Source organism: Sporosarcina sp. ACRSM, from assembly GCF_022346545.1.
In the GTDB taxonomy this organism is placed as follows: Bacteria; Bacillota; Bacilli; order Bacillales_A; family Planococcaceae; genus Sporosarcina.
Genome location: NZ_JAKRNU010000005.1, coordinates 230,338 through 257,022 on the forward strand (window position 1 = coordinate 230,338; position 26,685 = coordinate 257,022).

Below are 26,685 nucleotides of genomic sequence, written 5' to 3' on the forward strand. Positions count from 1 at the left end.
TTGATATACGACAGTTTCGCCAAGTTGAAGATTAGGAAACAAGCGACAAGTCTGCACTTCATTTTTTCTGTTCATCGATTTTTTCCAATCGCTCAATCAGTCTCTCCAACAGTTTTCCAAGCTTTTCAACATCTGAACCGTCTGTGGAATTTTGCGATTGTTGTTTTTTCAGCTCATCTATCTGACTTTGCAATTTATCCATCGCCTGTTGCTGCTGAGCATCTGAAATCCGATCTTCCTCAATCGAAATTGCCCCACCAAGCGTTTGTAGCGCATCCCCCAATGTCGATATCGCCGAACCCCAAAGAGATATTTTCGCTCCCCTATTCAGAGGTATATCATTATTTGGTTTCTCATCATCGTTAAAAAACTGGTTATTTTGCCACAAAGCCATCGCTCCTCTAACCATGTCGTTAAATGATTATTTTAAGCTTATACGCTAGTATATGTGCATGAGGAACGTTTAGGGCACTTGCTTGTTTAGTAGAATCAAATCTGCCGTATAGAAAATTTATGTATAAGGTAAGCTAAAGGGATGAAGTTCGATTAGGAGTTGGAAACCATGACCGAATTTTGCCCAATTGCATTACCTGAAGAACCGACACCTGAACAGCTTAAAAATTGCGAGGATTGCGGTCTATATCAACACGGGACACGTATGGTATGGGGAGAAGGAAATCCAGAAGCCCGTGTGCTCGTTCTTTTAGATAATCCTGGCGCCCGTGAGGATCGCGAAGGTAATCCTTTTGTTTGCGGAACGCGCCAAACTTTTCAACAAGCCGCGGCTGATGCAGGTTTGCAGATGGATGACTTATACATTACGTTTATTCTAAAAAGAAAACCTGTACGCGGGTATGATAAAGTGCAGACTCGTCAAATTTGTATGCAGCATTTGGAACAACAGCTACAAGAAAAAAAACCATCTCTCATTCTTTGTTTGGGTAATGTAGCGGTTCAATCTTTTTTCCAAGATCCCGAAGCCGAAGTAAAATCATTGCGCGGTAGTTGGCATGACATTCAAGGCTACCCGACAGCAGTCGCGTACCATCCGCTCGCTATAAGACGCCGCCCGAACTTTCGCTCATTATTCCTGCAGGACTTAGCATTGGTTGCCGAGCGTTATCATCAGTTGAATTCCTGACAGGTACTCCCTCAAAAACAAAATATCACGACTTCTTATTATCCAGTTATCACCGATACCAACACAAAAAAGACTGTAGACAAATCTGTTTTACCAGTTTTGTCTACAGTCCGGGATTCAAATCTGTTTGTCTCTCCAGCTAATTTTATCTTTGTTACACTTATTTACTAACAATCTGGCCCCTTCACATTTGTAGATACACCTTATTTTGCAAATGGATCTTTATCGTCATACTTATTGAAGTGTACGACATCCGACTCGAGATAGCGATACACGTCATCGACAATTTCGATTCCTTCTACCTTGGATTGTTGTTCAACGATCGCCGTATTTTGACCTGGATAAAATACCTGATCAAATCCTGGCGCTGGTTTGATATTATTTAAATCGTTCATTGTTTTGGAGATATTTTCTTTGAACGTTTCCATATCTGTAAAATAGGCTGGATTGATCACAATATGAAGTTGCCCCAAATTACGCCCTTCACTTAAATCATGATACATGGACGAGACTTTGTTACCAAATGGCAATCCGAGTAAAACACCCGTTAACACGTCCACCATCATCATTAACCCATAGCCTTTCGGTCCTGCAATCGGAAGTAATGCATTGACTTGAAACGGATCTGTTGTCGGTTCACCGTTTTTATCCACCGCCCATGTGTCAGGTATTGGTTCATTCTTCGAGCGTGCATGAAGAATTTTTCCCCATGCTTGGACGGTCGTCGCCATGTCAAAGACGATCATATCGTCATCTTTACCAGGAGCTGCAAATGCAATTGGATTTGTCCCATAGTATGGTTCAACCCCACCAAAAGGGACGACCATCGGATCTGATTGAACAACGGAAAGACCAATTAAACCTTCTTTAGCCGCTTGTTGGACATAGTAGGAAAGAGCTCCACTGTGACCGATCCGTCTCACGCCTACCACTGCAATCCCAGACTCTTTCGCCATTTCGATTGCGTGATCCATCGCTTTTTTCGCAGCCACATGTCCAACACCATTATCACCATCAAATATTGCTGAACTGGGGCCTGTTTTTTCAAAAGTGAAATTTGGGTTTGTGGTGATCCCCCCTTTCGCAATTCTTTCAGCGTAATAATCCACTCGCATAGCCCCGTGAGAATGAACGCCTCGGAGGTCAGCATGTACTAAGACATCTGCTACTCCCTCTGCATGGTCTTCCGAAAGACCGGCTTTATTCAACTTCACTGTTATTAATTTTTTTAACTCTTGTTCTGTAGTTTTCATATTCAACATCTCCTGTTATTGTCGTTTTTCATTCTTTGTAAGCTAAAACATATAGTGATTCAATCAATGCTTGAACACCTGTTGCTAATTCTTCGGGGCTTGTATACTCTAAAGGATTATGGCTAATACCGTCACGGCTTGGAACAAAAATCATCGCTGTCGGCACAATCGGCGCGATAATTTGGGAATCATGGCCCGCGCCGCTATGCATCATTTTGTAATTCAATCCTTTTTCTTTCGTTTGTTTCTCAATGGCTTCGACAATTTGTCGATCCATTGGAATCGGATCCTCGTCCATCCACATATCGATCGTCGTCTCTACACCGGAGGCAGTGGAAATACGATTGATGATCGCAGTGAGTTCATCAGTAAACTTTACAAGTATTTCTTTTTCTGTATGCCGTACATCCAATGTGAATAAGGCATGTCCTGGAACAACGTTGACAATGTTCGGCTTGACTTCGATTTTTCCTACTGTCGCAACAAGTGGATCGCCATATTCGATTGCCTTGTCGATCACACCTTGAATCATTTGGCTTGCTGCATATACAGCATCCTTACGATATCCCATCGGCGTTGTGCCCGCATGGTTTGCTACACCTGTCACCTCAATTGTAAAACGTCTTTGCCCGACAATGCTATGGACAACCCCAATGCTCTTCCCTTCGTTTTCCAAAACATTCCCTTGTTCAATATGAATTTCAACGAAGCCTTTTACATCATTACGCATCGGTTTCGACTCATCCCTAAAATTAAAACCAGCTTTTCTCATCGCGTCGACGAAGGGAACGCCATCGAAATCCTCAATGTTTTCAACGTCTTCTTTTTCCGCGATTCCAACAAGGTTTTTAGAGCCCCAAAAAGCATATGGAAAACGGCTTCCTTCTTCTTCAGCAAATGATACAACTTCAAGGTTTCGGAGAGGCTGTCCATATTTTACTTGTAAATGCCGAAGCGCTAAAATTCCAGCTAAAATCCCGAATGCTCCGTCTAATTTTCCACCGTTTTTAACGGTATCGACATGAGAGCCCGTTAAAATGGTTTCATCATTATACTTACTTCCTTCTAAACGTCCGAATAAGTTGCCGATTTCATCAAATCGAGTCGTCAATCCATCTTCTTGCATCTGTTTTTCTAACGCTTTTTGCGCTTCAACCCACTCTTTTGTATAAAGTAAGCGCGTAACACCGCCTTCGGAATCCTTACCGAATTCACCTAGCCAATCTACAAGGTGTGCAACTTCACGTGTTAAGTCATTCATATTCATCGACCCTTTCTATTTTCTTTACGAATTCGTAATGTTATTTTTTACTTTCTTTTATTTATGCTTCCGTTGCTTTTACTTTCGGACCCTCTTTAAAGAACATCATAAGAACGAGCCCTAGAGCTAGAACAATCACCGCTGAGTAAAACCCTGTCGCCATACTTCCTGTTTTATCAGCCAGAAAGCCAACAAACCAAGGGGCAATCACCGACGAAATCATCCCCATAAAATTATAGAGACTAAAGGCAACCCCATACGCTGATTTATCAACATTTTCAGAAACGGATGCAATCAGAAGCGGATCTAGCGCAATCTTGCCAAATAGTCCATAAACCAATAGGGCTGTGATCAATAATGCAGTGCTATGCACATAGACAGTTGCCCATAATGCAAACGCTGCAATAGGAATGAGCACAAAAGCGAAAGGCTTCTTCCGGCCTAATCGATCCGAAATAGCACTTGCGACGAGCGCTCCCGGTATTGAAGCCAACGGAACCAAAGCTGCTATCAAACCGACTTGACTGCCGTGAAAACCTCTTTCGGTCTCCAAAAACTTCGGCAACCATGTGACAACAACAGTAAAGCCGTAAATGGAACAAAACAGGACTAGAAAGGTAATCAAGAGATTACGGTTTTTCAGTAAAGACAAAACCGAAACTTTCTCTCCTTTATTCGCCGATTCCTCTAGTCGATTACTTTCTATCGATGCCTTATCCGGATTTTTCTCTTTTACTAATATCGAAATCAAGATTCCAACAAGAACCGTAAGCGCACCGAAGATATAAAATGGAACGCTCCAACTCATTCCTTTATCTAAAACCAATGTACTCGACAACACAAAACCTAAAGCAATCCCTATCCCTGATCCGCTGTTAATAATGGCACTGCCTATCGTTCTGCGTTTTTCTGGAATCGCTTCAGATGATAAGGCAAATTGGGGACCGTAATAGGTTGCTGATGAAAGTCCCGCAATCGCACGAGCTACCAAAAAGCCTGTAAAACCGGCCATAAGGCCACTGACGCCCGTCAAAATCCCGTATAAAATAAACCCGATGACAAGCAACTTTTTCCTGCCAAATTTATCACTGAAGGCTCCCGCCGGAATTTGTGCGATCGTGTACGTCAGAAAGAAGATACTATTGACCAATCCAAGCTGGGTATTATTCAGGTTATACTCTAAGCCAATCTCCCCTAAAATAGGATTCAAAAAATATTTATTGGCATTGATAAACATCCAGCCTAAAGTGAATGCAAAAACCACTTTCCACCAATATGGAATGATAAATTTCTTATTCTGTTGCATTTGAGATTGTGTTTCCCTTGATGTCATAAAAATAACCCACCTATTCTTTCGTAATTACTGCAGGGATACACAGTTCTAAAAAACATCCCACCACATTTTTACTTCTCAATCGGCTGACCATTGTCAAACACTACTTGACCACCGACAATTGTCGTCTTCACTTTCCCTTTAAATGTCATACCGACATAAGGGGAGTGTTGATGACGGTAAAACAAATCTTCCTTCTTCAATTTAAAGCTTTCATTTAGGTCAACAAGTGCCAAATCAGCATCATAATCTACTGCAATTTCACCTTTCGTTGATAGCCCGAATAATTTTGCTGGGTTTGTCGCAGTTAATTCCACAATTTTTTCTAATGGAAGATTTCGTTTATAATGTCCTTCCGTCAATAGGATGTTCAAAGTAGACTGAGCTCCCGAAATCCCTCCCCAACCTTCAAAATAGTTGTCTTTTATTGTTTTCATAGATGCTGGTGCCGGTGAATGATCAGATGCTATGACGTTAATTTCTCCGTTCGAAACGGCTGTCCATAAATCTTCAACTTCTTCTTGATCTCTCAATGGAGGAGCACATTTCGCGATTGCTCCTTGTTCTGCTAAATCTTTTACGGTCAATGATAAATAATGTGGGCAAGTTTCGACTGTTACATCTACGCCCCTTTGTTTTGCATCATTGATCACTCGAACCACTTTTCGGCTACTTGCATGGACAATATGTAGTTTACATCCAGTTGCCTCTGCATAAGAGATCACTCTTCTAACCGCTTCAATTTCAGAAATAATCGGCCTTGACTCAACAAAATCTCTTGCAGTTGTTTTGCCTTGACGTTGTTTTTCTTGGGCGAGCTGATCTGTAATAACCGTACTTTCAGCATGAACGGCTAAAAGTGAACCTAAGGATGCAATCTCCTTCATCCCCTTATAAATTGTTTCATCATCTACATTATTGAAATCTGCAATTCCACTTGGCGACATGAACGCCTTGAATCCGATGACGCCATTTTCGTGAAGGTCCTTCAAATCGCCGATATTTTCCGGTACAAGCCCACCCCAGAAACGTGGATTCACGATAGACTTTTCATCAGCAGCTGAGCTCTTAAGCGCTAAATTGGCTTTATTGATGGTCGGAGGCGTACTATTCAACGGCATATCGAAAAATGTCGTGACCCCACCAGCTGCTAAGCTTCTACTTCCAGTCTCCAATCCTTCCCACTCTGTTCTGCCTGGTTCGTTAAAATGAACATGTGTGTCGATTAACCCTGGGAGGATATGAAGTCCATCCGCATTTATTTCTTGATCCGCTGTTGCATCGAGAGGTTTACCAACCGATACTTCCTTAATCTTCCCATCCTTGATGGCAATATCACCTTGAACAATTGAATCTGCCGTAACGATTGCCCCATTTTTTATAATTAAATCGTAAATAGTCATGTTTTATTCCTCCAGTTTCGATTTACTCTTTGTCCCTTGCCATTATTCGTCTATTTTTTTAACTGAACACTTTTAGCCCTACGCAACTCCAGCACACTATAAAGAATAAACGCTGAAACAATGCCCACAATCCATGACATATCATAAAGCGGTTTAAAGAATGGGATAAAATTGCCGATTAAGCTCAACACACCTGCTACCGTTGATGTAATGAGGGCATTTCCATTAAAACCATTCCTATAATTGTATTTTCCGTTTTTGGAATACAATTCTCCTAAGTCAAGCTCTGTTTTTGACACTACAAAATAATGAGCGAGCATAACACCTGTTATCGGAGCTAATAAGCCGCCAACGATATTTAAGAATGTAAAGATACTTGTCGCATTCTCCATCAGTTTCCAAGGCATGACCAGAATTCCAATGACAGCAGCAATCATTGCGCCAGATTTAAATGTAAGTTTTTTCGGGAAAAATGATGCTAGTTGGTAACCGGCCGGAACAATATTCCCCGTTACATTCACCGATAAGGTTGTTAAACATAGTGTTAGCACCGATATCCCAATTGCAAAAGCACTATCAAATCGAGCGACAACATCCAGTACATTCCAAATAGGTGTACCAAAAGCAATTTCAGAGCCAACAATAATCGAAATACTTGCGATGGCAAACAATACATACGTCACAACTAAACCTACTGTTTGGCCAATTGCCTGAGCCTTCGTGGAGCGTGCCAATCTTGTGAAATCAGATACATTGACAATTGGAGCTGCCCAAGCAGCAACTAATGCAGTGATACCTGCTAAAAAGACGATCACTGGATTTCCGCTAGCTCCTGCACCTGTGTAAGCTAAGATCGGTCCAATCCCTCCAGCTAATTGAATGGCCCAAATCGCCATACCGCCAAAAACAATATACACAAGCGGAGATAGGATATTTGTAAACTTCCCTAAGAATCCCATTCCTCCATAAATTAAAGCAACATTAAATAACCAGAACAGTAGAAATGAAATTAACCCGGGTAATGATAATCCGAAAAAGTTCCAGTCTCCACCTAATGTTGAAAACGCCGGCCAAAGCTTTGCGATGAGAATATATAACGCTTGGCTTCCTGCAAAGGTTTGAAAACCAAACCACATGATTGCTGCAATAACCCCTCTTAATACACCTGGAATCATTGCACCTTTCATCCCGAAAGAGGAACGAATTAGCATTGAAAAAGGTAAGCCATATTTAGATCCTGCATGACCATTTAAAACCATTATGGCTGCTATTAAAATGGATGCACTCATGATGACGCTGAAAACTTGTCCAACAGACATCCCTAAAGCAAACAGTCCACCGACGGCAATATAGTTAGGAATATTATGTACAGACCCCATCCATACTGATGCAAAATTTCCAACGTTCCAACTTCTATCTTCCGGCTTCGTCGGCAAAATATCTTCGTTAAAACCTTCTTTTTTTAATTGTTCTCGATTGATCTTCTCCAATCGAAACCCTCCTTGATTATGTCGAATTAGCATAACGATCACCAACCCAAGCACAATTAGCACTTGTATATTTAAATGATCCGCTTTTAATTATTACCGCTGTCCGAACCTTGACATTAAAGTTTGTCCAAACGATATTCTCTTATCAATCTCCGCTCCTCTTTATTTGTACAAGCGTTCACACTCCTTCTCCTTCCCTTTAAAAGAATTAGGTTACTTTTAGTAACAACTAAACTTTATATACACATATTATACCCTTGGTTACTATTAGTCAACACAAATGTGTCGATTTTGTTAAAATCATATAAACCCATATACAGCAATCAATTTGCACTAGTATAATAGTGTAATCCATCAATATAAGTGCAATAAATAAAATTCACACTAAAAATTAGTTAGTTACTATAGGTGGTTTTCTTGATATAATTAAGCCAATATAAATAAAATTCATTTTAAACACTTCAATTTTTCATTAAAAATTGGAAGGTAACTATCAATCTATATAAAGAAAAGGGGTGAAAAGTTGATGGAAGAAATACAAGAACCACAACTATGCGATAAAGTAGAACATTCTTATCAATTAATCGGCAAGAAATGGACAGGACTTATTATTCATACACTTCTAGAGGAACCGAAACGGTTTAGTGAGATTCACGCTTATATACCAGATTTGAGTAAGCGCGTGCTTAATGAGCGCATAAAAGAACTAGAGGAATACGGGATTATTCTTCGTAATGTGACTACAGGTCGTCCTGTCCGAATCGAATATTCCTTAACGAGAAAAGGAAATGAGTTAGGGAAAGCCCTTAAAGCTGTAGAAGCATGGGCTGATAAATGGTTATAAGTCATGAAAAGTTTGATACGTGGTGGATTTCTAAATGTTCGTAAAAGACCTGATTAGAAACGAAACCACGCAAAGCAGCCCGATTTTCGGTTGCCTTGCGTGGTTAATAATTCATTATGTTCAACTCTAAGAAGTCCCTTACCCATGAGTATTTATAGGGTGGAGATCCCCTTTTACGGCAAATGAAACTCTTCCCGTTTCCTCAGATACCACAAGCACCAGGGCATCACATCGCTCAGATAACCCTAAAGCCGCGCGATGTCGTGTACCCAGTTTTTTATCACCTGTAAATCTGTCTGATAGCGGAAGGACATTTGCTGCTGAAACGATTTGATTTTTATTGACCATGACAGCTCCATCATGAAGTGGATTTCCTGGGAAAAAAATTGACTCCAATAACGGTTGGGTCAATTCTGCTCCTATCGAAATTCCTCGTCTCACCAAAGATTCAAGAGAATCTTTCCGCTGAATTACGATTAATCCTCCATGTTTCAGCTTGGACATATTTTGTAAGCTATTCGAGATTTCTAGATATTTGTCTGTAAATGGAGATAAATAACAGTTCAAATAAAAATTAGCGGCTTTCATTTCAATCTTCAAAAAGTCTTCTTTAATTTTCTCAAAATCCCCAAGGAGACAATAGTTTTCATTATCCATTAATTTTACATTATGTTGCAATGCTATGATGACTTGGTGAATATCCTCTGTTAATATTTTATGCATCGGTGAAAAATCACAGTTCACATGATCCACGGAGACACACCTCCCCTTTATTCCTTCATCGTTACTGTTTGCTTTCTCAATCATTTAAAGTTTGTACATATGAGATTTTATTATTCACTTCATGACTGAAAGTGTTGATGTATGAGAATAACTATAGATAATTAACGCTTTTATGAGGTGATGGAAAATGCCTTACATAACTGTATGTGGCGGAGAGACTTTTGAAGTGGATATGGGAACAAAGCTAGTATTAGCGTTGGAAGATAATGGTGTTAACATTCTGCATCGCTGCGGAGGGAATGCTATATGCACAACTTGCAGGGTCGAGGTTTTAGCGGGTGATTATTTAGACATCACCAATAAAGAAAAGAAGGCTTTTGAAAATAAAGGAATTGATGATCAATTATTTGACGATTGCTTGCGTTTATCTTGTCAAATTCTTGTGAATGGCGATATTACCGTCCGTCCAATCTTGACAGTAGAAAATACAGGTAAGACTGTTGGTCCAAGGCCAGCCGACTAAATATCTTTTCAGTTTTCATTCACAAAGTAAAGCATCAATGAGCAGCTCAGCCACTCTCCATTTTGAGTGACTAAGTTGCCCATTCAACAGGACGCCAGATGCTACGTGTATCATTTAAATCGTTACTGCTTTCCGGGATTACTTCTCTTCAATAGGAGAGAGCTTTGCTTCAATTTCTGACCGTCTTTCCTGCAAAAATGGCGGTAGGTCCAGTTTCTCTCCTAAATGTTCCACATCTCCATCAACGGTAAATCCTGGACCATCCGTTGCAATTTCAAAGAGAATCCCATTCGATTCACGGAAATACAAACTCTTAAAATAGTAACGGTCAACAATTCCTGAAGAATGGAAGCCTCTTTTTTTCACTTGTTCATCCCAAAACTCGAGCTCTGCATCATTTTTTACACGAATTGCTAAATGATGAATACTGCCACGACCCGGCATTTCTGATGGACCATCCATAGACTTCACGACGATTTCTCCAAAGACTTCTCCTTCGACTGACTGGAAAACCACTTCTCTTTCACTTCGGCTAACTTCTGTATAACCAAACATGTCTGTCAGAGTGCTCGTCATTTTATCAAGTTTACGTACTGTCATTTCCACGGAACCCATTCCCTGAACCTGATGCTCTTCTGGAACGTCAGACTTTTCCCATGTCTCCCAATGCTTCACCTTTTCCCCGTTTGAAACGAGCAACACTAAACGAAGCCGATCGGGATCCTCAAATTTTAAGGCAGGACGATTTGCATACGTTGTAACTCCACTATGGGTTACGCCAAGCTCCTCAAATCTAGCTTTCCAATAATGCAGACTGTCCTCTGAAGGAACGAGCAATCCGATTCTAGTTATGGCATTTGTCCCGGGATATGTGTTCCCTGCTAAAGGTATCTCAAAAAAAGTGAGTTCAGTACCCGGACTTCCTGTTTTATCTCCATAAAACAAATGATACATCGACGGATCATCTTGGTTCACTGTCATTTTCACACGACGTAAACCAAGGACTTTCTTATAAAAGTAATTATTTTGACTCGCGTTTTTTGTAATCATCGAAATGTGGTGATGTCCTGGAATTTTATACATCAATAATTCCTCCTCTTTAAATAATAAATGAAAGCGAGCTATTTCTTATTTAACCTAGAAACAGCTCGCTTAGTATCTATTTTTTAACGCACTTATGATAATAACGATTAAAGCGTAGGCGCCTTACACGCCATAGCTGGAGCCATAGCTGGAGCCATAAGACTAGCAATTGTTTTCTCTCCCTGACTTATGGCGGTACGCATCCACAAACGCCGAAGCGTTTTTCACCTTATTAAGGTTAGATATTCTTAGCTTCTCTCCCCTTAAATAACAGTTGGTCAAGTGAAAATAATTTACTACCGTTTAAGACAATGTGCACTGCAAGGACTAATAATACCAAATCGAAAACATAGCCATTTAGAAAACCAGCCGGCAAATTCACCGTAAAGATTGCACCAACCATGATAATACCGAATAGCAAAGATACAATCCGTGTCCCTAAACCGAGGATAATAGCAATCCCCCCTACTAATTCAATCGTACCTACTGCATAAGCAAGAAAGCCTGGAATCCCAATGCTTTCAAACCAACCTGCTGTATTTCCTATACCACCTTGAAACTTAGTAAATCCGTTTGCTAAAAAGACAAGCCCTAGCACAATACGTAGTAATAATTTTCCAACTTCATTTTTGTTCGACATCAAATATTTCCTCCTGTTTTCACCATCAAATTAAATTATTTAATCATTTACCCTGAATTGATACATCATCATTTCAGGGTATTTATTCAAAAAAAATTTAGATATCTCGGAGATCATATCCTAATTTTCCTAGGAACTAGACACACACTTTCATCTTTTTAATACGTTAGATTACTTATGGAATCTTACGCGATCTTCAAGTGGTTGGAATTCTTTTTCTCCTGCTTGAGCTATCGGATTACCAAATGGCATTTGTGCAATCAGTTTCCAATTAGCAGGGATATTCCATTCTTTTTTCACTTCATCATCAATTAGCGGATTATAATGTTGTAAAGACGCTCCTAGTCCCTCTGCTTGTAACGCTGTCCATGCAACTAGTTGGTGCATACCTGATGCTTGGTTTGACCAAATTGGAAAGTTATCGGCGTAAGCGGCAAATTGTTCTTGAAGAGCTTTAACAATTGCTTCGTCCTCAAAGAATAATACAGTACCATATCCCGCTTTAAAGGAATCCATTTTTTCTTGAGTAGCTGTAAAATCTCCATCACCAACCACTTTTCTTAATGTTTCAGTTGTAATGTCCCATAATACATTATGTGCTTCACCTGACAAGACAACTAGACGAGCAGTTTGAGAATTGAAAGCTGAAGGCGTATATTTTACAGCAAATTCAACAATTTCTTTAATTCTTTCGTCAGATACCTGTACGTCTTTATTGATTCCATAAATTGAACGTCTTTCTTGAAGCGCTGTGTAAAAATCTGTTTTTAGAGTTGTTGTCATAATAAGGATTCCCCCATCTTATATAATTTTAAATTACTATATCTTGAATTAAGATATCTCGAATTAATAATGATATTAAATCATTAACAACTTGTTGTCAATGCACTCGCTTTAATTTCAACTTTCAAAAAAAATTAAGTACTGTCAAAATAACAATTGGGAACCAAACAAGTGCAGTTTCTATAAAACGGTTATCGTATGGTTCCCATTAATATAGACCGAATTAAAATATCACGAATTAAGGGTAATGGATTAAAAAATTTAGATACTTTGTGCATGGTACCCTAATTTTTTCAGGTGTTCTATCAGGACTTCTTTTTCTTTCGAGTCTAATCCCCCGCAAATTTCTTTCATGGCAGCTCTATGTTTCGGGAAGACTTCATTCATCAATTGAGTTCCTTCCTTTGTGATGGCTGCGTATGTGATACGACGATCTTTCAAACATGGTTTTCTCTCGATTAATTTTTTCTTCTCAAGCTTATCGACTACATAGGTAATGCTACTACTCGCTATCAATACTTTCTCGCCGATTTTTTGTATAGGTTGATCGCCTTTGCTATAGATTAATTCTAAAACAGAAAACTCAGTTGGATTTAGTCTCAAACATTTGATATCCTCTTCTACACGTTTTTTAATGGCTTGCAACGCCCTAGACAGGACAATAAACACCTTCAAAGACAAATCTTCTTCATACCCATTCATTTGATGATCCATGATAATCACTCCTTTCTTAATTATCTCGAATTCAGGGTAATTGTATATCACAAATTTGCATCTGTCAATCGCTATTCAATTATCGATAATCTCTTTAATGTCACACGGATTGGGACTTAAAAGATGAGAGCCGTGAGTAGTAATGGGGGCAATATTCCCCTTAAAAGCGAAGGAAACCCACTCCGTCTCTTCAGATAATACGAGTACAAAGCCATCACTTTGTTCGGATAAGACTAAAGCGGCGCGATGTCGAGTAATCATTTTTTTCACCTGTAAATTATTCACTGTAAAACTCAAAATGATTCCGTTTTTCTTTTGCCCGATAAAGTGCTTGATCCGCATTGTGAATTAGCTTCGCGGAGTCCTTTCCATCAATAGGATACATCGCAATCCCGATGCTTGACGTTGAATGGATTTTATTTCCTCGAATTAGATAAGGCTCGTTACTATTTTCTAGCATTCGATTTACAATCACTTTTATTTTTCCTTTTTCAATATTTCTTAATAATAGAAGGAACTCATCGCCGCCGACTCTACCAACAATATCCCTATCTCGAATTTTGTTGCCTATTCTCTTCGCAAATTGAATCAACAGCTCGTCGCCGACACCATGGCCAAGTGTATCATTAATATTTTTAAACTTGTCCAAATCAATATATAATACAGCAAATGTTTCCTCTGATTCATTCGCTTGTTCAATGGCTTTATCTAGTGCTACTATAAACGAACTTCTGTTGACAACCCCTGTCATAGGATCATGTGTTGCCATATACGTTAGCTGCTCTTCGTAATATTTTCTGACGGTAATGTCCCGAATGATCGCCTGAATAACTACTTCCCCATCATACGTAATAGGAATTGCAATGATTTCCACCCATATTTTCACTCCATCAAAACGTACAAGTTGCTCAATCATCGGTTCTGTTTTCACCATTTCGAAATCATGAAAAACCTCCATAAACTGACGCTTATCATCCGGTTCGATAAAATCATGGATTGACTTGCCGATCACTTGATGAAGGCTTTCAGCACCTAACAATTGAATGGCTGCTGGATTGGCAAAGGACAATTTCTCCTCATTTTGAACTAAAATCGCATCTGGCGAATGTTCCACCAAGGCCCGATAGCAAAATTCAGCAACGCCAAGTTTATGTTTCGCTAACTTTTCATCAGTGATATCCTTATACATCGCCACAGCTAATAGATCGCCTTTATTAATCGCACGGTAGGATGCCAACACATCTTTTACTGTGCCATTTTTATGCTTTCGTTGCGTTTCATAATTAGCAATGCTTCTTCCGCTTCTCAATATATCTAGTTGCTTTTGATGATCCTCCACCGTGAAATCTTCCATGAAAAAAGGAGGTCTGGCCTCCCCTTCAACCTCTCCCAACTGCCACCCGAGAATATCCGTTAAAGCAGGGTTTGCTTGAATGATTGCACCATCATTCCGCAAAATAAAAATCGCGTCATGCGTATTCTCCCAAATCAATTGGTATTCATCTATTGTTGGTTCTAATTCGTTAGCTGAATTATTCAATCCCAATCACTCCCTAATAGGAAATAAATCGCAACTTTTTATCTTTAATTCAAGCCAAACATATCGATTCTTTTCTGATTTGTCAAGATTTGAACAATGAAGAATTTCTTATGATTGCACTAATTTTCGAGTCTTGTTGTTGACAACCTAAATGGCTTCATGGTATATTTATCTCGAATTCAAGATAAACGAATTCCGAATATGAATAACAATCACTTGGAGGTGACATAAAACATCATGGGCTTTTTCAATAAATTATTCGGTTCAAAACAGGAGGATGAAAATCAAATGGCAACTTTAAATATTGGGATTATTATCGGATCGACTCGTGAAGGTCGTGTATCTCCACAAGTCGCACAATGGGTAAAAGAAATTGCAGACAAACGCGGTGACGCAAACTATACAATTATCGATATTGCAGATTACAAATTACCCCTACTAGGTGAAGCAGGTACTGATGCATCAGGTGCTACAGCTTGGTCTGAAGCAATTGCAAAACAAGACGGTTTTGTATTTATTGTCCAAGAATATAACCACTCCATTACAGGTGCGTTGAAAAACGCTTTGGATTACTTACGTGAAGAGTGGAATAACAAAGCAGCGGGTATCGTATCGTATGGTTCAGTCGGCGGTGCACGTGCTGCAGAACATTTACGCGGCATTTTAGGCGAGTTATTGGTCGCTGACGTACGGGTACATCCAGCTCTGTCTTTATTCACTGACTTTGAAAATGGGACAGATTTCAAACCGCAAGCAGTTCAAGAAGATTCCGTCAATCAAATGCTTGATCAAGTCATCCCTTGGTCTAAAGCACTTTACACAATTCGCTAATGGCGAAAGAGTCATGGTTGCTCACTCAACCATGACTCCTTAAATATAAAGGAAAGTGGTCAATCGACTTGGCCATTCTCCTATGTATTTAAACAAGATGGAGGTAAACAAAATGAGTCAAATTGCAGGTCACCATCATATTTCGATGATTACAAAAACCGCTGGTGAAAATCATCATTTTTATCGAGATATTTTAGGCTTACGTCGTGTAAAAAAGACCGTCAACCAAGAAAATCCGAAAATGTATCATCTCTTTTATGGCGATTTAATAGGAAGCCCAGGAACCGAATTGACGTTTTTTGAAATCTCAAATGCCGGACGGACGCATCGCGAGACAAATGCAATAACCAAAATCGGTTTATTTGTCCCGTCACAACAAGCCTTACATGACTGGTTATACCGTTTAGATGAACATCATATTTCACATAGTGGCATCACTTCATACGCCGGTCGTGAAGCGATTCATTTTGAAGATCCCGACGGACTACGTTTAGTATTGCTCAATGGCGAAAATGACACACTCCCTGATTTCTGGACGACTTGGCCTGATTCACCTGTTCCGGAAGAGTCTCGCATTTTAGGGATGGGCCCGGTGGAAATAACGGTTCAAAATGCGAAAAGCTTAAGTGCTACGTTAGAGAATATTTTCGGCTATATGCAAGTGAAGCAAACAGAAGAAGATTTACTTTATCAATCTACTGAAGGTCATGCTTTTGGGGAAATTTTAATTGTCGAACAAGATGGACCTGTAGAAAAACCAGGAAAAGGCAGCGTCCACCATCTCGCTATCCGCGTAAAAGACGGAGAGGACCTTCGTTACTGGGAAGAAAAAATCAAAGATTATGGTTATGACATCCTCTTTATGAAAGATCGCTTTTACTTTGAAAGTTTATATTTCAAAGAGGAAAACGGCATACTGTTCGAGTTGGCGACAGATGGTCCTGGCTTCATAGTAGATGCATCTATTGAAAGCTTAGGGACAAAACTTGATTTGCCTCCATTTTTAGAACCAAAACGTGAAGAGATCGAACGCAATTTAAAACAAATAGATTAAAGGGATGGGTGAGCAATGGACTTTTTAAAGTTAATCGAAAAACGGCGATCTGCGAATAATTTTATCGAAGGCGTTACATTAACTGAAGAAGATTTAGTTCCGATTTTTGAAGATGTGAAGTTGGCTCCTTCCGCTTTCAACCTACAGCATACGGAGTATATCACCATTTTCAATCCGGAATTGAAGGAGAAAATTCGCGAGGCAGCTTTCGGACAATACAAGGTGCACAATGCTTCCGCTGTCATTATCGTGACAGCTGACCGCTACGCCTATCGTCAAACAGAAAGATTAAACAAAGGGATGCTGGATTTAGGGATGTTAACGGAATTTGAATTACAGGAAATAATTGATGATAATACAAAGTTCTATGAATCCCGTGGGGAAGACTTTATGAAAGAAGAGGCAATTCGCAATGGTTCTCTTTCTGCTATGCTCTTTATGCTTGCTGCCAAAAACAGAGGAATCGATAGTTGTCCAATGATCGGTTTTGACCAAGATCAAGTAAAGAAAATTTTAAATATCCCTCACAACCAGGAGATCGTTCTAATGATGACAGTTGGCAAAGAGAAAGAAAGCAGCCGGCGTTTACGGGGCTATCGCAAACCTGTCGGGGAATTCGTTACATTTATTAATTAAAAGGAGTGGGAATATAATGAAAAAACAAACTACCGGTATCCACCATATTACAGCGATTGTCGGACATCCACAAGAAAATATCGACTTCTATGCAGGCGTGCTCGGCTTACGTCTCGTCAAACAAACAGTGAACTTTGATGATCCAGGAACGTATCATTTATATTTCGGGGATGCGGGCGGTCGCCCTGGAACAATCATCACATTCTTCCCTTGGGCTAACGCTTATCAAGGGCGCATCGGAGACGGACAAGTCGGTGTCACAACTTACGCGATTCCTGAAGGCTCAATGGACTACTGGGTCAACCGCCTCGAAAAATTCGACATTGCTTTCACTAAAGCGGAACGCTTCGGTGAAAAGGTTGTACAATTCGATGATCCACATGGTCTGCATCTTGAATTGGTAGAACGTGCAGAAGGCCCGACCAACCATTGGACGTTCGGCGATGTAACGCCTGATGTAGCGGTTAAAGGATTTGCGGGAGCAACACTGTATTCGAGCAATCCTGAACAAACTAAAACCACTTTGGTGAACGTCATGGGCTTAGAAGAAATTGCAACAGAAGGCGATTATACCCGCTTTAAAGCAAGTGCAGATATCGGCAACACAATCGATTTGAAAATGGTGACTGGCACTCGTGGCGCAATGGGTGTTGGGACCGTACACCATATCGCATGGCGTGCAAATGATGACCAAGATCACTTGGAATGGCAACGTCATGCCCAAGAAAACGGGCAATATGTAACAGAAATAAAAGACCGCAATTACTTCAATGCGATTTACTTCCGTGAATCCGGTGAAATCTTATTTGAAATCGCAACAGATCCTCCAGGCTTTGCACATGATGAAACGGAAGAAACAATGGGGAAAGAATTGAAACTCCCTGCACAATATGAACAGTTCCGTGAAAAACTGGAACACTCCCTTATTCCGATTGAAGTACGTTCGTTAGACTAAAAAAGTAAAAGAGAGACGCCATCACTTGCAAAGTGATTGGTCGTCTCTCTTTTTTCATTATGAAATCAAATTCAAAAATTGCCGGGTCCGTTCTTCTTTCGGATTTGTAAAAATTTCACTCGGGCCGCTACGTTCGACGACTTTTCCTTGGTCCATAAAGATGACGACGTCCGCCGCGTCTTGTGCAAAACGCATTTCGTGGGTCACAACGACCATCGTCATGCCTTCATTGGCAAGGTCTTTCATCACTTGCAACACTTCCCCGACAAGTTCCGGGTCCAAGGCAGATGTCGGTTCGTCGAACAACATCACTTCGGGCTCCAATGCCAATGCCCTTGCAATCCCGACCCGTTGCTGTTGCCCTCCAGACAGTTGAAATGGATAGAAATCGAGCTTATCGCCCAAACCGACTTTCCGTAGCAATTGCTCGGCTTTTTTCCGCGCCGTTTCCTTCGGTACTTTCTGAACAATCACCGGACCTTCCATCACATTCTCGATCGCGGTTTTATGGGGAAACAAATTATATTGCTGGAAAACCATGCCCGATTGTCTTCTAACTGCATCGATTTCTTTTTTGGATACCTTTTTTGAAAAATCCGCTTTTTGTCCATTCAGACTGATCGTTCCCGCTGACGGGGTTTCCAATATATTCAAACATCTAAGTAACGTCGTCTTGCCGGAACCTGACGGACCGATGATGACGACCACTTCGCCCTTCTCCAGTTCCAAATCGATCCCTTTTAGTACTTCAAGTTCTCCAAAACTTTTATGTAACCCTTGAATTGAAATCATCGTGTACTCCTTCATCATCTCTGTTTTCTATCCGCATTACCTCTTCACAAATCGATCCAATCTATGTTCAATGCGGCCTTGAATTACGGAAAGGATGAAACAAATGACCCAGTAAATGACCGCAACCTCAACATAAAGCAGTAGAAACTCATAATTCGACGCGGCAATTTCCTGCGCTCTTCTGAACATTTCCGTCACTAAAATCATGGATGCCAAGGATGTGTCTTTTACAAGACCAATAAATGAATTGGAAAGCGGCGGGATTGAAACTCTTGCCGCTTGCGGTAAAATGATTCTTCTTAACGACTGTGCATAACCCATCCCAATCGTCTGCGCCGCTTCCCATTGTCCTTTCGGTATCGATAATATGGCAGCACGGAGGATTTCAGAAGCATACGCACCTACGTTCAATGAAAATCCTAAAACAGCCGCCGGGAATGGATCAATCACAATTCCAATAGTAGGAAGCCCATAAAATAGGATAAACAACTGGACAAGGAGCGGTGTTCCCCGAATCGCGGACACATAGATCCTTGCGATGATCTGCAATGGTTTGCTCGTTGAGATCCGGGCCAAGGCAGTGAAGATGGCAATGATCAATCCAAAAAAGAAAGCGAACAATGTTAAGGGGATCGTATAGGTGATCGCCCCCTCCAACAATGGCCGTAAAGAACTTTGAGCAATATCCGTCAGTCTTTGTAATCTTTCCGGATCGATCAACACATTATTGTAGTACATCTTCGCCAAACCACTTCTCGGAAATCTCTAGGTGTGTGCCATCATCAATCATATCCTGGAGTGCTTGATTCACCGCTTCAACCAACGTTTCATTGTTTTTTCTGAACAGCAATCCAATATTGATCGCTTCATCGTATTGTGCCACGATTTTAACCGGGGCATCCGGTCTCTGTTTTAAATAGTCCAGCACCGATAGCTTGTCATTAACCGTGACATCCACCCGATTTGAACTGATTAAATCGACCGACTGAACAAATCCTTCCACACTTACGATTTCAGCGCCATAGGATTCTGCAATTTTTCTATGGTTACTCGTCATCGTCTGTGCAGCTTTCAACCCTTTAATGTCTTCATATTTCGAAATGTCATTTTTGTCTTTACCGGCGACGACAACACCAACCGATATATTATAAGGTGTCGAAAAATCATACTTTTCAAGACGCTCGTCACTAATACCGACTTGGTTGGCAACCATATCAAAACGCTTCGCATCCAATCCAGCAAACATTGCGTCCCATTGTGTTTCTAAGAATACCGGTTTCACACCAAGGCGTTTCGCGACTTCTGTTGCGATATCCACATCAAATCCTGTCAATTGCCCGGAGTCATCGTGAAATGTAAACGGTGGATATACTCCTTCCGTACCGATGACCAGTTCGCCTTTTTCTTGGATATTAGCCAGTAGATCCGTCGAGGCATTGCTTGTTTTTTCTGTGTCTCCTCCGCTTGCTGTATTTCCTTCTTTTTTCGCAGTTCCACAAGCAGCCAATAACACAACTGCACTGATAAGTAGTAAGAACGACAAAAGACTCTTCCTCATGATTCCACTCTCCTAAATTCATATCTACCGACTTGGTTTTATGTAGTATACAACATTCTACAAAATCGGTCAAAACAATAAATTCGAAAAAGTAGACATTATGAATATTCCTTTTCAATTATTTCCTTCAAATACGCATAGTTAGCCCTTAAAAGAGAAATGGTATAAGTACTAAGAAGAGTTCGAGGTGTCCTATATTGACAAGTTGGTCTATCGGAAAAAGTGTGCTGCGCAAAGAATCGCTTGAAAAAGTTACGGGCGCGGCGAAATATACGGCAGATTACTCAGCGCCCAATATGCTTCATGTCAAATTGGTCGTCAGTTCCTATGCCCATGCAAAACTAAAAAAAGTCGATGTCACGAAAGCATGGCAAGTGCCCGGTGTTCGTGCGATCGTTCTCGGTCAACAGTTTCCACTGATGGGAAGTGAAGTAAAAGACAGGCCCATTATTGCATTTGACAAGGTCCGATACCACGCAGAACCGATTGCCGCTGTTGTCGCCGACCATCCAGTTCAAGCAAAACAAGCGGCAGAATTGATCGAAGTTACATATGAACCGTTGACAGTGATAAATGCCCCCAAAGAAGCATTATTGCCGGATGCCCCCTTATTACATGAAGACTTGGCGCTTTACGAAAAAAATCCATATGTTTACCCTGAACCGGGTTCAAACATTGCGAATCGGACAAAGACTCGAAAAGGGAATCTCGAACAAGCATGGCTCGATAGCGATGTCATTATTGAGGAAAGTTTTTCATTTTCCCCTTCTGACCCTATTGCAATGGAAACGAGATGTGCCATGGCAGAGATCAAGCCTGATGGATCTGTTCATATCACATCAACCACACAGGCGCCCTATCGGATTAAAAAAGAACTGAGCGATGCTTTTCATCTTGATGAAGGAAGCATTATCGTCAATGCCCCGTTAGTCGGTGGAGGTTATGGCGGAAAAGTTGCGATTCAGCTGGAACCCATTGCCTATTTGGCAAGTGTCGCTGTCGGAGGCAGACCTGTCAAACTCTTCTATACGCGTGAAGAGGATATGCTGACAGCTCCTGTTCGCATAGGACTCGACGCAACCATAAAGCTAGGCGCCACGAAAGATGGTAAATTAACCGGAGCAGAAGTTCTGTATTTGTTTGACAGCGGCGGCTATTCAGACAAAGGGGCAACCATTAGCAATGCCGCCGCTGCGACTTGTACAGGACCTTATCAGATTGAGCATGTCTGGTGTGACTCGCTTTGTGTGTATACGAATCATCCTTATGCAACCGCCTATAGAGGCTTCAGCCACTCTGAGCTGTTATTTGTTTTCGAGCGGGCAATGGATATTTTGGCGTGCAAACTTCAAATAGATCCGCTTGAGTTCCGATTAAAAAACGCATTTTTACCAGGCCATACAACGCCTACACAAATACCATTGAACCGAAGCACAGTCGGTAATTTGCCGAAGTGTATTGAAAAGTTACAGGAAGCGATGAACTGGCAAGATGGAGCCATTATCAAAGTGAGTGAACATAAGGTGATCGCTAAAGGCGTCAGTTGTGTGTGGAAAACCTCGACAATCGATTCCGGTGCTAGTTCAGGAGTCCTTTTGCTGTTTAACGCAGACGGAAGTGTGAACATCCTGTCAGGGGTTGTTGAAATTGGAACCGGGACAAAAACAATCCTGGCGCAGTTGCTTGCTGAAAAGTTGAAGATGGATATCCATAAAATCCATGTACAAATGGACGTCAATACAAGATACACCCCCGAACATTGGATAACGGCGGCGAGTAGAAGTACGTTGATGGCAGGACGTGCTTTACTAAAAGCGGCTGAAGACGCCATTCAACAATTGAAGAGCATCGCTTCCCGTGTACTTATCTGTTCACCGGATGATTTAGAGGTCGGTCATGAAAGGGTATATGTCCGGGATGAGCCCGAAATATATGTCCACGTGAAGGATGTTTGCTACGGCTATAAGTATCCGAATGGCTATGCGATAGGAGGTCAAGTGATTGGACGAGGCAATTATACATTAAGGCAGTTAACCCACCTCAACCGTGAAACGGGCGCTGGAAAAACAGGTCCCGAATTTACGGTCGGCGCACAAGGAGTAGAAGTGGAATTCGACACAAGAGATTTCACCTATAAAATACGCAAAGCTTATTCAGTAATCGATGTTGGAAAAGTGCTTAATAGGAAAGCGGCACGCGGACAAGTGATGGGTGCTATGAGTATGGGATTAAATCATGCCAGCAGCGAAACGTTCGAAATCGGTAGGGAAGGAATCATTCAAAACCCAAGGCTGCGCACATATAACTCCTTTCGCTTTGGCGATCACCCAGAATACGTCGTACATTTTCTTGAAACACCCCATATTGATGGGCCGTATGGCGCACGCGGGGTTGGTGAACACGGCCTCATTGGCATGCCGGCAGCACTGGCGAATAGCTTGTCAGTGGCCGCTGGAGTGGAACTCACAAAATTGCCGCTTACACCCGAATACATTTGGAAGGAAAAGAAAGCGGTGATGCAAAATGATCTCGTATGACTTTGACTATTACCAACCCGCTACGATCGAGGAAGCGATAGAACTCTTCCACAGTTTGGACGCACAAGGGAAAAATCCGATCTATTTTTCAGGTGGAACAGAAGTGATTACGCTCGGTAGACTCAATCGGATCCTGACAGATGCTGTTATAGACATCAAAGCTATCCCAGAGTGTACAGTGTTAAAAAAAGAACAGAAACGGCTTATTTTAGGAGCCGGTTTATCATTGACAAGAATACGGGAATCTCAACTATTCCCTTTTTTAAGTAAGACCATTGCTGAGATTGCGGACAATACCGCCCGCAATAAAATTACGTTAGGCGGCAATATTTGTGCCAACATCATTTACAGGGAAACGGTATTACCGCTTCTTTTAACGGATAGCCAAGTCGTCATTGCGGGTCAAACAGGGATCAAAGAGCGCCCCTTAACCAAACTCTTTGACAAGACACTCCAATTAGAAAAAGGAGAATTCCTCGTTCAAATCATAACGAAACAAAGTAAAACCAAATTACCATTTCTAAGTGTAAAAAAACGGAGACAATGGGATAATGGGTATCCCTTGGTGACAACAGCAGCCCTGAAAAAGAACGGTCGGATCAAAGTCGCTTTCAGTGGACTATGCGCATTCCCCTTTTACAATCCACAAATGGAAGAAAGTTTGAATGATTTTCAACTGTCAAAAGAAGAACGAATCGAGCAAACACTGAGACTGATTCCCAGCCCCGTACTAGATGATGTACACGGTTCTGCGGAATATCGTCTATTCGTCTTGAAAAACACATTATCGGATGTGCTAGACGTCTTCAAAGGAGTGGATGATCTTAAGAAATCATGAAACAACTTTGCAAATCAATGGGGAAATACTTTCATTCCAGGCCCGCCATACCGACACGTTACTATTCGTCCTACGTGAAAAGCTTGGCTTAACAGGCGCAAAGCCCGGATGTCTGAACGGTGACTGTGGAGCTTGTACAATTGATGTAGACGGGGAGCCAATGAAATCTTGTTTAATGTTGGCGATCGAGGCAGCGAATAAAAAAGTGACAACCGTGGAAGGCCTAAAAAATGCACCGATTCAAAAACAATTCATGGAGAGATTTGCATTCCAATGTGGCTATTGCACGCCCGGCTTCATTATGAACTGCCACTCTTTGATCCAAAAGCATCCAGATGCAACCGATATCGTAATCAAAGAGTGGTTAGAATCCAACATTTGCCGCTGTACAGGCTACAAAGAGATCGAGGATGCGATCAAAGCAGCCTTGCCATATTATAAACATGTATAGTTTCGTTTATTGAATAAAGACTTAAAAAAACAGATATGCATCTGAAACGGTGCATATCTGTTTCTATGTACGGTGAATGTCCCTTCACCAAACCATCGGTTTTTGAACCATCAACCAAAGAATGATAAGCATAAGACCAATGTATGTCCATGTTGTACGGCTTAAGCGATGGATAATGTCATTCTTATTGGTCCCAGGTTCATGGAATTTGCGGAGAACTTGTGTAAATCCTCTCGATAAATAAACTGCAGATAACAGCAAAACAACCATTGTCAGTATCACCCATGACGCATGCCATGGCCAAGGTCCAAATATGAGCAAGAGTACTCCCGTGACGACCAGCGCGTGTCCCGCATGCATGACGACGCGGATGGTGACACGGATCACAGTTAAGTAGGCTTCTTCGAATTGTGAATTCGCGCCACGCAATCGTCTAATAATGGGTAGTAAAAGAAATAATGGACCTATGGCAATCACGGCACTGACGACATGGAGAAAGACGAATATTCCATAGACATGGGGCATCATTCAGAACATCATTTCTCAACCGGACTGAATTCGTGTACCCAAACCTTCATTGTCGGAAGCCATGGCATTTGTGCATGAGCATGCATCGACATCATCGATTGCTTATATTCTTCCACATTTGTATAGCCTTCCTGCTGTGCATGTTCATCTGTCAGTTCACCAAGTGTCTGTCTGTAAAGTGCATCGATGACAAATTCTTTACCGTCCAACACCATGATTTCACCTGGATAAGCATAAACACCATTCCGGCGTGTAGCCGTTTTTTGTCCGTTCAATACTTTTTCTACATCTTCCGGTATGGTGACCAACCGTTCGATCGAGCATGTTTTTTCTGGTAATTCTTTCATGTAAATCTCCTCATTTCATATTCGTACTCTAACTTCTATCATACCGATTTAAGTCCATTTTTGCGAGAGGCGCCAAACAGGTTCTCTCTTTTTCGAAAATCGAAAAGTGCCGTTCGTCACGCATCGGTCACAATTTTTCATTGCTGGTTGCTGCAAACGACTTCCGCCACTGCTTTTGCGGCAACGAGAAGTGCGTCTTCGTCAATATCCCATCTCGGATGATGATTGAAATATGGCTTCTCCACCCCTTTTGGTTTACAGCCGATATAGAAAAAGCAAGAAGGGAATCTTAGTGCATAATAGGCAAAGTCCTCTGATCCGGAGAACATTGGAAACTCGGTCATCGCTTTAATTTCCGACTCCGTTGAATTTTCAATGGCTTCGACCACACCTGCCGTAATCTCCGGATCGTTGTAGAGCGGCGGATAATCCGGAACGTAATCCAGTTCGCAAGTGACATCGAATTCCTCTTCAATCCCTCTGACGATTCGATGGATTTCTTTTTCCATCAATTGCTGGATCTCCGATGTCATATAGCGCACATCACCTTCCAATTCGACGCTATCTTTGATGACATTGAATTGACCTTTCCCATCAAACGACCCTATCGTGATGACACCCATGTCAAACGGATTTAATCGACGGCTCACAATTGTTTGTATGGATGTAACAAAATGGGCTCCCGCTACAATCGTATCATTCGCCAAATGTGGAGATGAGCCATGACCACCGATGCCTTGGATCTTCAACTTGAAATAACTTCGGCCCGCCATTGCAAAGCCACTTCGATAGCCGACATCCCCGGCAGAATTGGTCGGAAATAGATGGATGCCATAGACCGCATCCACGTCATCCAGCAATCCGGACTCCACAATGCTTTTTGCTCCACCTGGCGGCACTTCCTCTGCGTGCTGGTGAATGATTTTAATTGTACCGGCCACTTCCGACTTTAATTGGATCAGGCAATCTGCCAATACTAGCAAATAAGCAGTATGTCCATCATGTCCACAAGCATGCATGACCCCTTCATTTTTCGATTTGAACGGTACTTCCGTTTCTTCATGGATCGGCAACGCATCAAAGTCAGCTCGCAAACCGATCGTTTTCCCCGGTTTTCCACCTTTGATCGTCACGATAATGCCATAACCGTTCCCGACATTCGTCTGGATATCCACATCTTTCCCTTTGTAAAAATCAGCAATGTACTGTGCTGTTTTTTCTTCTTTGAAAGATAACTCCGGATGCTCATGCAAATAACGTCTAATTTGAATGATTTCCTCTTCGCGCTCTTCAAGCATTTTCATCAGCTGTTTTTTCATCATCAATCATTCCTTTAACATTTGATGTACTAACGATAGTTGTCCAACTAATTTTAACATTTTTCCAATAACATATCTGCTATTCCACTATCTAAAAAGCCCGGTCCC

At 41.3% G+C, this 26,685-nt stretch carries 29 protein-coding genes; 10 read left to right on the forward strand and 19 right to left on the reverse strand.

From position 1 onward, the window contains the following. Positions 1 to 58 precede the first annotated feature (58 nt). Positions 59 to 388, reverse strand: a complete 330-nt coding sequence (locus MHZ95_RS10070; protein ID WP_239390492.1) for an RIPOR family protein — start codon at positions 386 to 388, stop codon at positions 59 to 61. Positions 389 to 562: 174 nt separating this feature from the next. On the opposite strand from MHZ95_RS10070, the gene MHZ95_RS10075 reads away from it, so the two are divergent. Further along, entirely contained in the window at positions 563 to 1,141 is a 579-nt protein-coding gene (locus MHZ95_RS10075; RefSeq protein ID WP_239390493.1) for a uracil-DNA glycosylase, read from the forward strand. A 203-nt stretch (positions 1,142 to 1,344) separates the two neighbouring features. Here the strand turns inward: MHZ95_RS10075 and allD are convergent, their stop codons facing one another. The 5 genes from allD to allW all read right to left on the reverse strand — a co-directional run bounded on the left by allD (position 1,345) and on the right by allW (position 7,881). Further along, a complete protein-coding gene (gene allD / locus MHZ95_RS10080) occupies positions 1,345 to 2,394 on the reverse strand; it encodes an ureidoglycolate dehydrogenase (RefSeq protein ID WP_239390494.1) in 1,050 nt (349 codons plus the stop codon). Positions 2,395 to 2,422: 28 nt separating this feature from the next. Then, the gene (gene allC / locus MHZ95_RS10085) at positions 2,423 to 3,655 is read right to left on the reverse strand and encodes an allantoate deiminase (protein WP_239390495.1); all 1,233 of its coding nucleotides are present in this window, start codon (positions 3,653 to 3,655) and stop codon (positions 2,423 to 2,425) included. 61 nt (positions 3,656 to 3,716) lie between these two features. Further along, entirely contained in the window at positions 3,717 to 4,988 is a 1,272-nt protein-coding gene (locus MHZ95_RS10090) for an MFS transporter (RefSeq protein ID WP_239390496.1), read from the reverse strand. 71 nt (positions 4,989 to 5,059) lie between these two features. Continuing rightward, entirely contained in the window at positions 5,060 to 6,391 is a 1,332-nt protein-coding gene (locus MHZ95_RS10095) for an allantoinase (RefSeq protein ID WP_239390497.1), read from the reverse strand. A 50-nt stretch (positions 6,392 to 6,441) separates the two neighbouring features. After that, positions 6,442 to 7,881 carry an allantoin permease gene (gene allW, locus MHZ95_RS10100; RefSeq protein WP_239390498.1) on the reverse strand — a complete coding sequence of 480 codons (1,440 nt, stop codon included), beginning with the start codon at positions 7,879 to 7,881 and terminating at the stop codon, positions 6,442 to 6,444. Positions 7,882 to 8,407: 526 nt separating this feature from the next. On the opposite strand from allW, the gene MHZ95_RS10105 reads away from it, so the two are divergent. Beyond that, complete coding sequence (locus MHZ95_RS10105; RefSeq protein WP_239390499.1) at positions 8,408 to 8,725, forward strand: winged helix-turn-helix transcriptional regulator; 318 nt, start codon at positions 8,408 to 8,410, stop codon at positions 8,723 to 8,725. Positions 8,726 to 8,863: 138 nt separating this feature from the next. Here MHZ95_RS10105 and cdaS read toward each other — a convergent pair whose 3' ends face one another. Then, positions 8,864 to 9,478, reverse strand: coding sequence for a sporulation-specific diadenylate cyclase CdaS (gene cdaS, locus MHZ95_RS10110; RefSeq protein ID WP_239390500.1), 615 nt, complete (start codon positions 9,476 to 9,478; stop codon positions 8,864 to 8,866). Between the two features lie 157 nt (positions 9,479 to 9,635). Between cdaS and MHZ95_RS10115 the strand changes: the two genes are divergently transcribed. Then, positions 9,636 to 9,971, forward strand: a complete 336-nt coding sequence (locus MHZ95_RS10115; RefSeq protein WP_239390501.1) for a 2Fe-2S iron-sulfur cluster-binding protein — start codon at positions 9,636 to 9,638, stop codon at positions 9,969 to 9,971. 138 nt (positions 9,972 to 10,109) lie between these two features. On the opposite strand, the gene MHZ95_RS10120 is transcribed toward MHZ95_RS10115, so the two are convergent. The 6 genes from MHZ95_RS10120 to MHZ95_RS10145 all read right to left on the reverse strand — a co-directional run bounded on the left by MHZ95_RS10120 (position 10,110) and on the right by MHZ95_RS10145 (position 14,731). Continuing rightward, the gene (locus MHZ95_RS10120) at positions 10,110 to 11,054 is read right to left on the reverse strand and encodes a ring-cleaving dioxygenase (RefSeq protein WP_239390502.1); all 945 of its coding nucleotides are present in this window, start codon (positions 11,052 to 11,054) and stop codon (positions 10,110 to 10,112) included. 238 nt (positions 11,055 to 11,292) lie between these two features. After that, positions 11,293 to 11,694 (reverse strand): DoxX family protein, encoded by a 402-nt coding sequence (locus MHZ95_RS10125; protein WP_239390503.1) that lies wholly within the window; start codon positions 11,692 to 11,694, stop codon positions 11,293 to 11,295. Between the two features lie 171 nt (positions 11,695 to 11,865). After that, positions 11,866 to 12,477 carry a nitroreductase family protein gene (locus MHZ95_RS10130; protein WP_239390504.1) on the reverse strand — a complete coding sequence of 204 codons (612 nt, stop codon included), beginning with the start codon at positions 12,475 to 12,477 and terminating at the stop codon, positions 11,866 to 11,868. A gap of 261 nt (positions 12,478 to 12,738) precedes the next feature. Further along, a complete protein-coding gene (locus MHZ95_RS10135; RefSeq protein ID WP_239390505.1) occupies positions 12,739 to 13,191 on the reverse strand; it encodes a MarR family winged helix-turn-helix transcriptional regulator in 453 nt (150 codons plus the stop codon). A gap of 75 nt (positions 13,192 to 13,266) precedes the next feature. Continuing rightward, a complete protein-coding gene (locus tag MHZ95_RS10140) occupies positions 13,267 to 13,533 on the reverse strand; it encodes a diadenylate cyclase (RefSeq protein ID WP_370642992.1) in 267 nt (88 codons plus the stop codon). Beyond that, positions 13,469 to 14,731 (reverse strand): diguanylate cyclase domain-containing protein, encoded by a 1,263-nt coding sequence (locus MHZ95_RS10145; RefSeq protein ID WP_239390507.1) that lies wholly within the window; start codon positions 14,729 to 14,731, stop codon positions 13,469 to 13,471. The genes MHZ95_RS10140 and MHZ95_RS10145 overlap by 65 nt, the downstream gene beginning before the upstream one ends. Positions 14,732 to 14,968: 237 nt before the next feature. On the opposite strand from MHZ95_RS10145, the gene MHZ95_RS10150 reads away from it, so the two are divergent. The 4 genes from MHZ95_RS10150 (at position 14,969) to MHZ95_RS10165 (ending at position 18,207) form a co-directional block, all read left to right on the forward strand. Then, a complete protein-coding gene (locus tag MHZ95_RS10150; protein ID WP_239390508.1) occupies positions 14,969 to 15,562 on the forward strand; it encodes an NADPH-dependent FMN reductase in 594 nt (197 codons plus the stop codon). Between the two features lie 112 nt (positions 15,563 to 15,674). Continuing rightward, positions 15,675 to 16,616: a ring-cleaving dioxygenase gene (locus MHZ95_RS10155; RefSeq protein ID WP_239390509.1), complete on the forward strand. Its 942-nt coding sequence runs from the start codon at positions 15,675 to 15,677 to the stop codon at positions 16,614 to 16,616. A gap of 15 nt (positions 16,617 to 16,631) precedes the next feature. Continuing rightward, on the forward strand, positions 16,632 to 17,252 hold the full coding sequence (locus tag MHZ95_RS10160; protein WP_239390510.1) for a nitroreductase family protein: 621 nt from the start codon (positions 16,632 to 16,634) through the stop codon (positions 17,250 to 17,252). A 16-nt stretch (positions 17,253 to 17,268) separates the two neighbouring features. Further along, the gene (locus tag MHZ95_RS10165; RefSeq protein ID WP_239390511.1) at positions 17,269 to 18,207 is read left to right on the forward strand and encodes a ring-cleaving dioxygenase; all 939 of its coding nucleotides are present in this window, start codon (positions 17,269 to 17,271) and stop codon (positions 18,205 to 18,207) included. 57 nt (positions 18,208 to 18,264) lie between these two features. Here the strand turns inward: MHZ95_RS10165 and MHZ95_RS10170 are convergent, their stop codons facing one another. Genes MHZ95_RS10170 through MHZ95_RS10180 form a run of 3 tightly spaced genes read right to left on the reverse strand, consistent with a single transcriptional unit; the run spans position 18,265 to position 20,557 of the window. Further along, on the reverse strand, positions 18,265 to 18,999 hold the full coding sequence (locus tag MHZ95_RS10170; RefSeq protein WP_239390512.1) for an amino acid ABC transporter ATP-binding protein: 735 nt from the start codon (positions 18,997 to 18,999) through the stop codon (positions 18,265 to 18,267). A gap of 36 nt (positions 19,000 to 19,035) precedes the next feature. Next, positions 19,036 to 19,737 (reverse strand): amino acid ABC transporter permease, encoded by a 702-nt coding sequence (locus MHZ95_RS10175; protein WP_239390513.1) that lies wholly within the window; start codon positions 19,735 to 19,737, stop codon positions 19,036 to 19,038. After that, a complete protein-coding gene (locus MHZ95_RS10180; RefSeq protein WP_239390514.1) occupies positions 19,724 to 20,557 on the reverse strand; it encodes an amino acid ABC transporter substrate-binding protein in 834 nt (277 codons plus the stop codon). Before MHZ95_RS10180 ends, MHZ95_RS10175 begins: the two co-directional genes overlap by 14 nt. Before the next feature lie 197 nt (positions 20,558 to 20,754). Here MHZ95_RS10180 and MHZ95_RS10185 point away from each other — a divergent pair, with 197 nt between their 5' ends. From MHZ95_RS10185 to MHZ95_RS10195, 3 genes are read left to right on the forward strand one after another with little or no spacing between them, the layout of a single operon-like run. Continuing rightward, complete coding sequence (locus MHZ95_RS10185) at positions 20,755 to 23,094, forward strand: xanthine dehydrogenase family protein molybdopterin-binding subunit (protein ID WP_239390515.1); 2,340 nt, start codon at positions 20,755 to 20,757, stop codon at positions 23,092 to 23,094. After that, positions 23,081 to 23,932 (forward strand): FAD binding domain-containing protein, encoded by an 852-nt coding sequence (locus MHZ95_RS10190; RefSeq protein ID WP_239390516.1) that lies wholly within the window; start codon positions 23,081 to 23,083, stop codon positions 23,930 to 23,932. Before MHZ95_RS10185 ends, MHZ95_RS10190 begins: the two co-directional genes overlap by 14 nt. Then, positions 23,913 to 24,383 (forward strand): (2Fe-2S)-binding protein, encoded by a 471-nt coding sequence (locus MHZ95_RS10195; RefSeq protein WP_239390517.1) that lies wholly within the window; start codon positions 23,913 to 23,915, stop codon positions 24,381 to 24,383. The genes MHZ95_RS10190 and MHZ95_RS10195 overlap by 20 nt, the downstream gene beginning before the upstream one ends. An 84-nt stretch (positions 24,384 to 24,467) precedes the next feature. Here MHZ95_RS10195 and MHZ95_RS10200 read toward each other — a convergent pair whose 3' ends face one another. From MHZ95_RS10200 to MHZ95_RS10210, 3 genes are all read right to left on the reverse strand, one after another. Beyond that, positions 24,468 to 24,911, reverse strand: coding sequence for a DUF2269 family protein (locus MHZ95_RS10200; RefSeq protein ID WP_239390518.1), 444 nt, complete (start codon positions 24,909 to 24,911; stop codon positions 24,468 to 24,470). 8 nt (positions 24,912 to 24,919) lie between these two features. Continuing rightward, positions 24,920 to 25,258 (reverse strand): ASCH domain-containing protein, encoded by a 339-nt coding sequence (locus MHZ95_RS10205; RefSeq protein WP_239390519.1) that lies wholly within the window; start codon positions 25,256 to 25,258, stop codon positions 24,920 to 24,922. A 137-nt stretch (positions 25,259 to 25,395) separates the two neighbouring features. Continuing rightward, the gene (locus MHZ95_RS10210) at positions 25,396 to 26,577 is read right to left on the reverse strand and encodes an amidohydrolase (RefSeq protein ID WP_239390520.1); all 1,182 of its coding nucleotides are present in this window, start codon (positions 26,575 to 26,577) and stop codon (positions 25,396 to 25,398) included. Positions 26,578 to 26,685: the final 108 nt, after the last annotated feature.

Excerpts from the sequence above, each read along its gene's own strand:
- MHZ95_RS10075 (WP_239390493.1), top strand. The coding sequence starts at position 563 with ATGACCGAATTTTGCCCAATTGCATTACCTGAAGAACCGACACCTGAA.
- allD (WP_239390494.1), bottom strand. The coding sequence starts at position 2,394 with ATGAAAACTACAGAACAAGAGTTAAAAAAATTAATAACAGTGAAGTTG.
- allC (WP_239390495.1), bottom strand. The coding sequence starts at position 3,655 with ATGAATGACTTAACACGTGAAGTTGCACACCTTGTAGATTGGCTAGGT.
- MHZ95_RS10090 (WP_239390496.1), bottom strand. The coding sequence starts at position 4,988 with ATGACATCAAGGGAAACACAATCTCAAATGCAACAGAATAAGAAATTT.
- MHZ95_RS10095 (WP_239390497.1), bottom strand. The coding sequence starts at position 6,391 with ATGACTATTTACGATTTAATTATAAAAAATGGGGCAATCGTTACGGCA.
- MHZ95_RS10105 (WP_239390499.1), top strand. The coding sequence starts at position 8,408 with ATGGAAGAAATACAAGAACCACAACTATGCGATAAAGTAGAACATTCT.
- MHZ95_RS10115 (WP_239390501.1), top strand. The coding sequence starts at position 9,636 with ATGCCTTACATAACTGTATGTGGCGGAGAGACTTTTGAAGTGGATATG.
- MHZ95_RS10120 (WP_239390502.1), bottom strand. The coding sequence starts at position 11,054 with ATGTATAAAATTCCAGGACATCACCACATTTCGATGATTACAAAAAAC.
- MHZ95_RS10125 (WP_239390503.1), bottom strand. The coding sequence starts at position 11,694 with ATGTCGAACAAAAATGAAGTTGGAAAATTATTACTACGTATTGTGCTA.
- MHZ95_RS10130 (WP_239390504.1), bottom strand. The coding sequence starts at position 12,477 with ATGACAACAACTCTAAAAACAGATTTTTACACAGCGCTTCAAGAAAGA.
- MHZ95_RS10135 (WP_239390505.1), bottom strand. The coding sequence starts at position 13,191 with ATGGATCATCAAATGAATGGGTATGAAGAAGATTTGTCTTTGAAGGTG.
- MHZ95_RS10140 (WP_370642992.1), bottom strand. The coding sequence starts at position 13,533 with ATGCGGATCAAGCACTTTATCGGGCAAAAGAAAAACGGAATCATTTTG.
- MHZ95_RS10150 (WP_239390508.1), top strand. The coding sequence starts at position 14,969 with ATGGGCTTTTTCAATAAATTATTCGGTTCAAAACAGGAGGATGAAAAT.
- MHZ95_RS10155 (WP_239390509.1), top strand. The coding sequence starts at position 15,675 with ATGAGTCAAATTGCAGGTCACCATCATATTTCGATGATTACAAAAACC.
- MHZ95_RS10160 (WP_239390510.1), top strand. The coding sequence starts at position 16,632 with ATGGACTTTTTAAAGTTAATCGAAAAACGGCGATCTGCGAATAATTTT.
- MHZ95_RS10165 (WP_239390511.1), top strand. The coding sequence starts at position 17,269 with ATGAAAAAACAAACTACCGGTATCCACCATATTACAGCGATTGTCGGA.
- MHZ95_RS10170 (WP_239390512.1), bottom strand. The coding sequence starts at position 18,999 with ATGATTTCAATTCAAGGGTTACATAAAAGTTTTGGAGAACTTGAAGTA.
- MHZ95_RS10175 (WP_239390513.1), bottom strand. The coding sequence starts at position 19,737 with ATGTACTACAATAATGTGTTGATCGATCCGGAAAGATTACAAAGACTG.
- MHZ95_RS10180 (WP_239390514.1), bottom strand. The coding sequence starts at position 20,557 with ATGAGGAAGAGTCTTTTGTCGTTCTTACTACTTATCAGTGCAGTTGTG.
- MHZ95_RS10190 (WP_239390516.1), top strand. The coding sequence starts at position 23,081 with ATGATCTCGTATGACTTTGACTATTACCAACCCGCTACGATCGAGGAA.
- MHZ95_RS10195 (WP_239390517.1), top strand. The coding sequence starts at position 23,913 with ATGATCTTAAGAAATCATGAAACAACTTTGCAAATCAATGGGGAAATA.
- MHZ95_RS10200 (WP_239390518.1), bottom strand. The coding sequence starts at position 24,911 with ATGATGCCCCATGTCTATGGAATATTCGTCTTTCTCCATGTCGTCAGT.
- MHZ95_RS10205 (WP_239390519.1), bottom strand. The coding sequence starts at position 25,258 with ATGAAAGAATTACCAGAAAAAACATGCTCGATCGAACGGTTGGTCACC.
- MHZ95_RS10210 (WP_239390520.1), bottom strand. The coding sequence starts at position 26,577 with ATGAAAAAACAGCTGATGAAAATGCTTGAAGAGCGCGAAGAGGAAATC.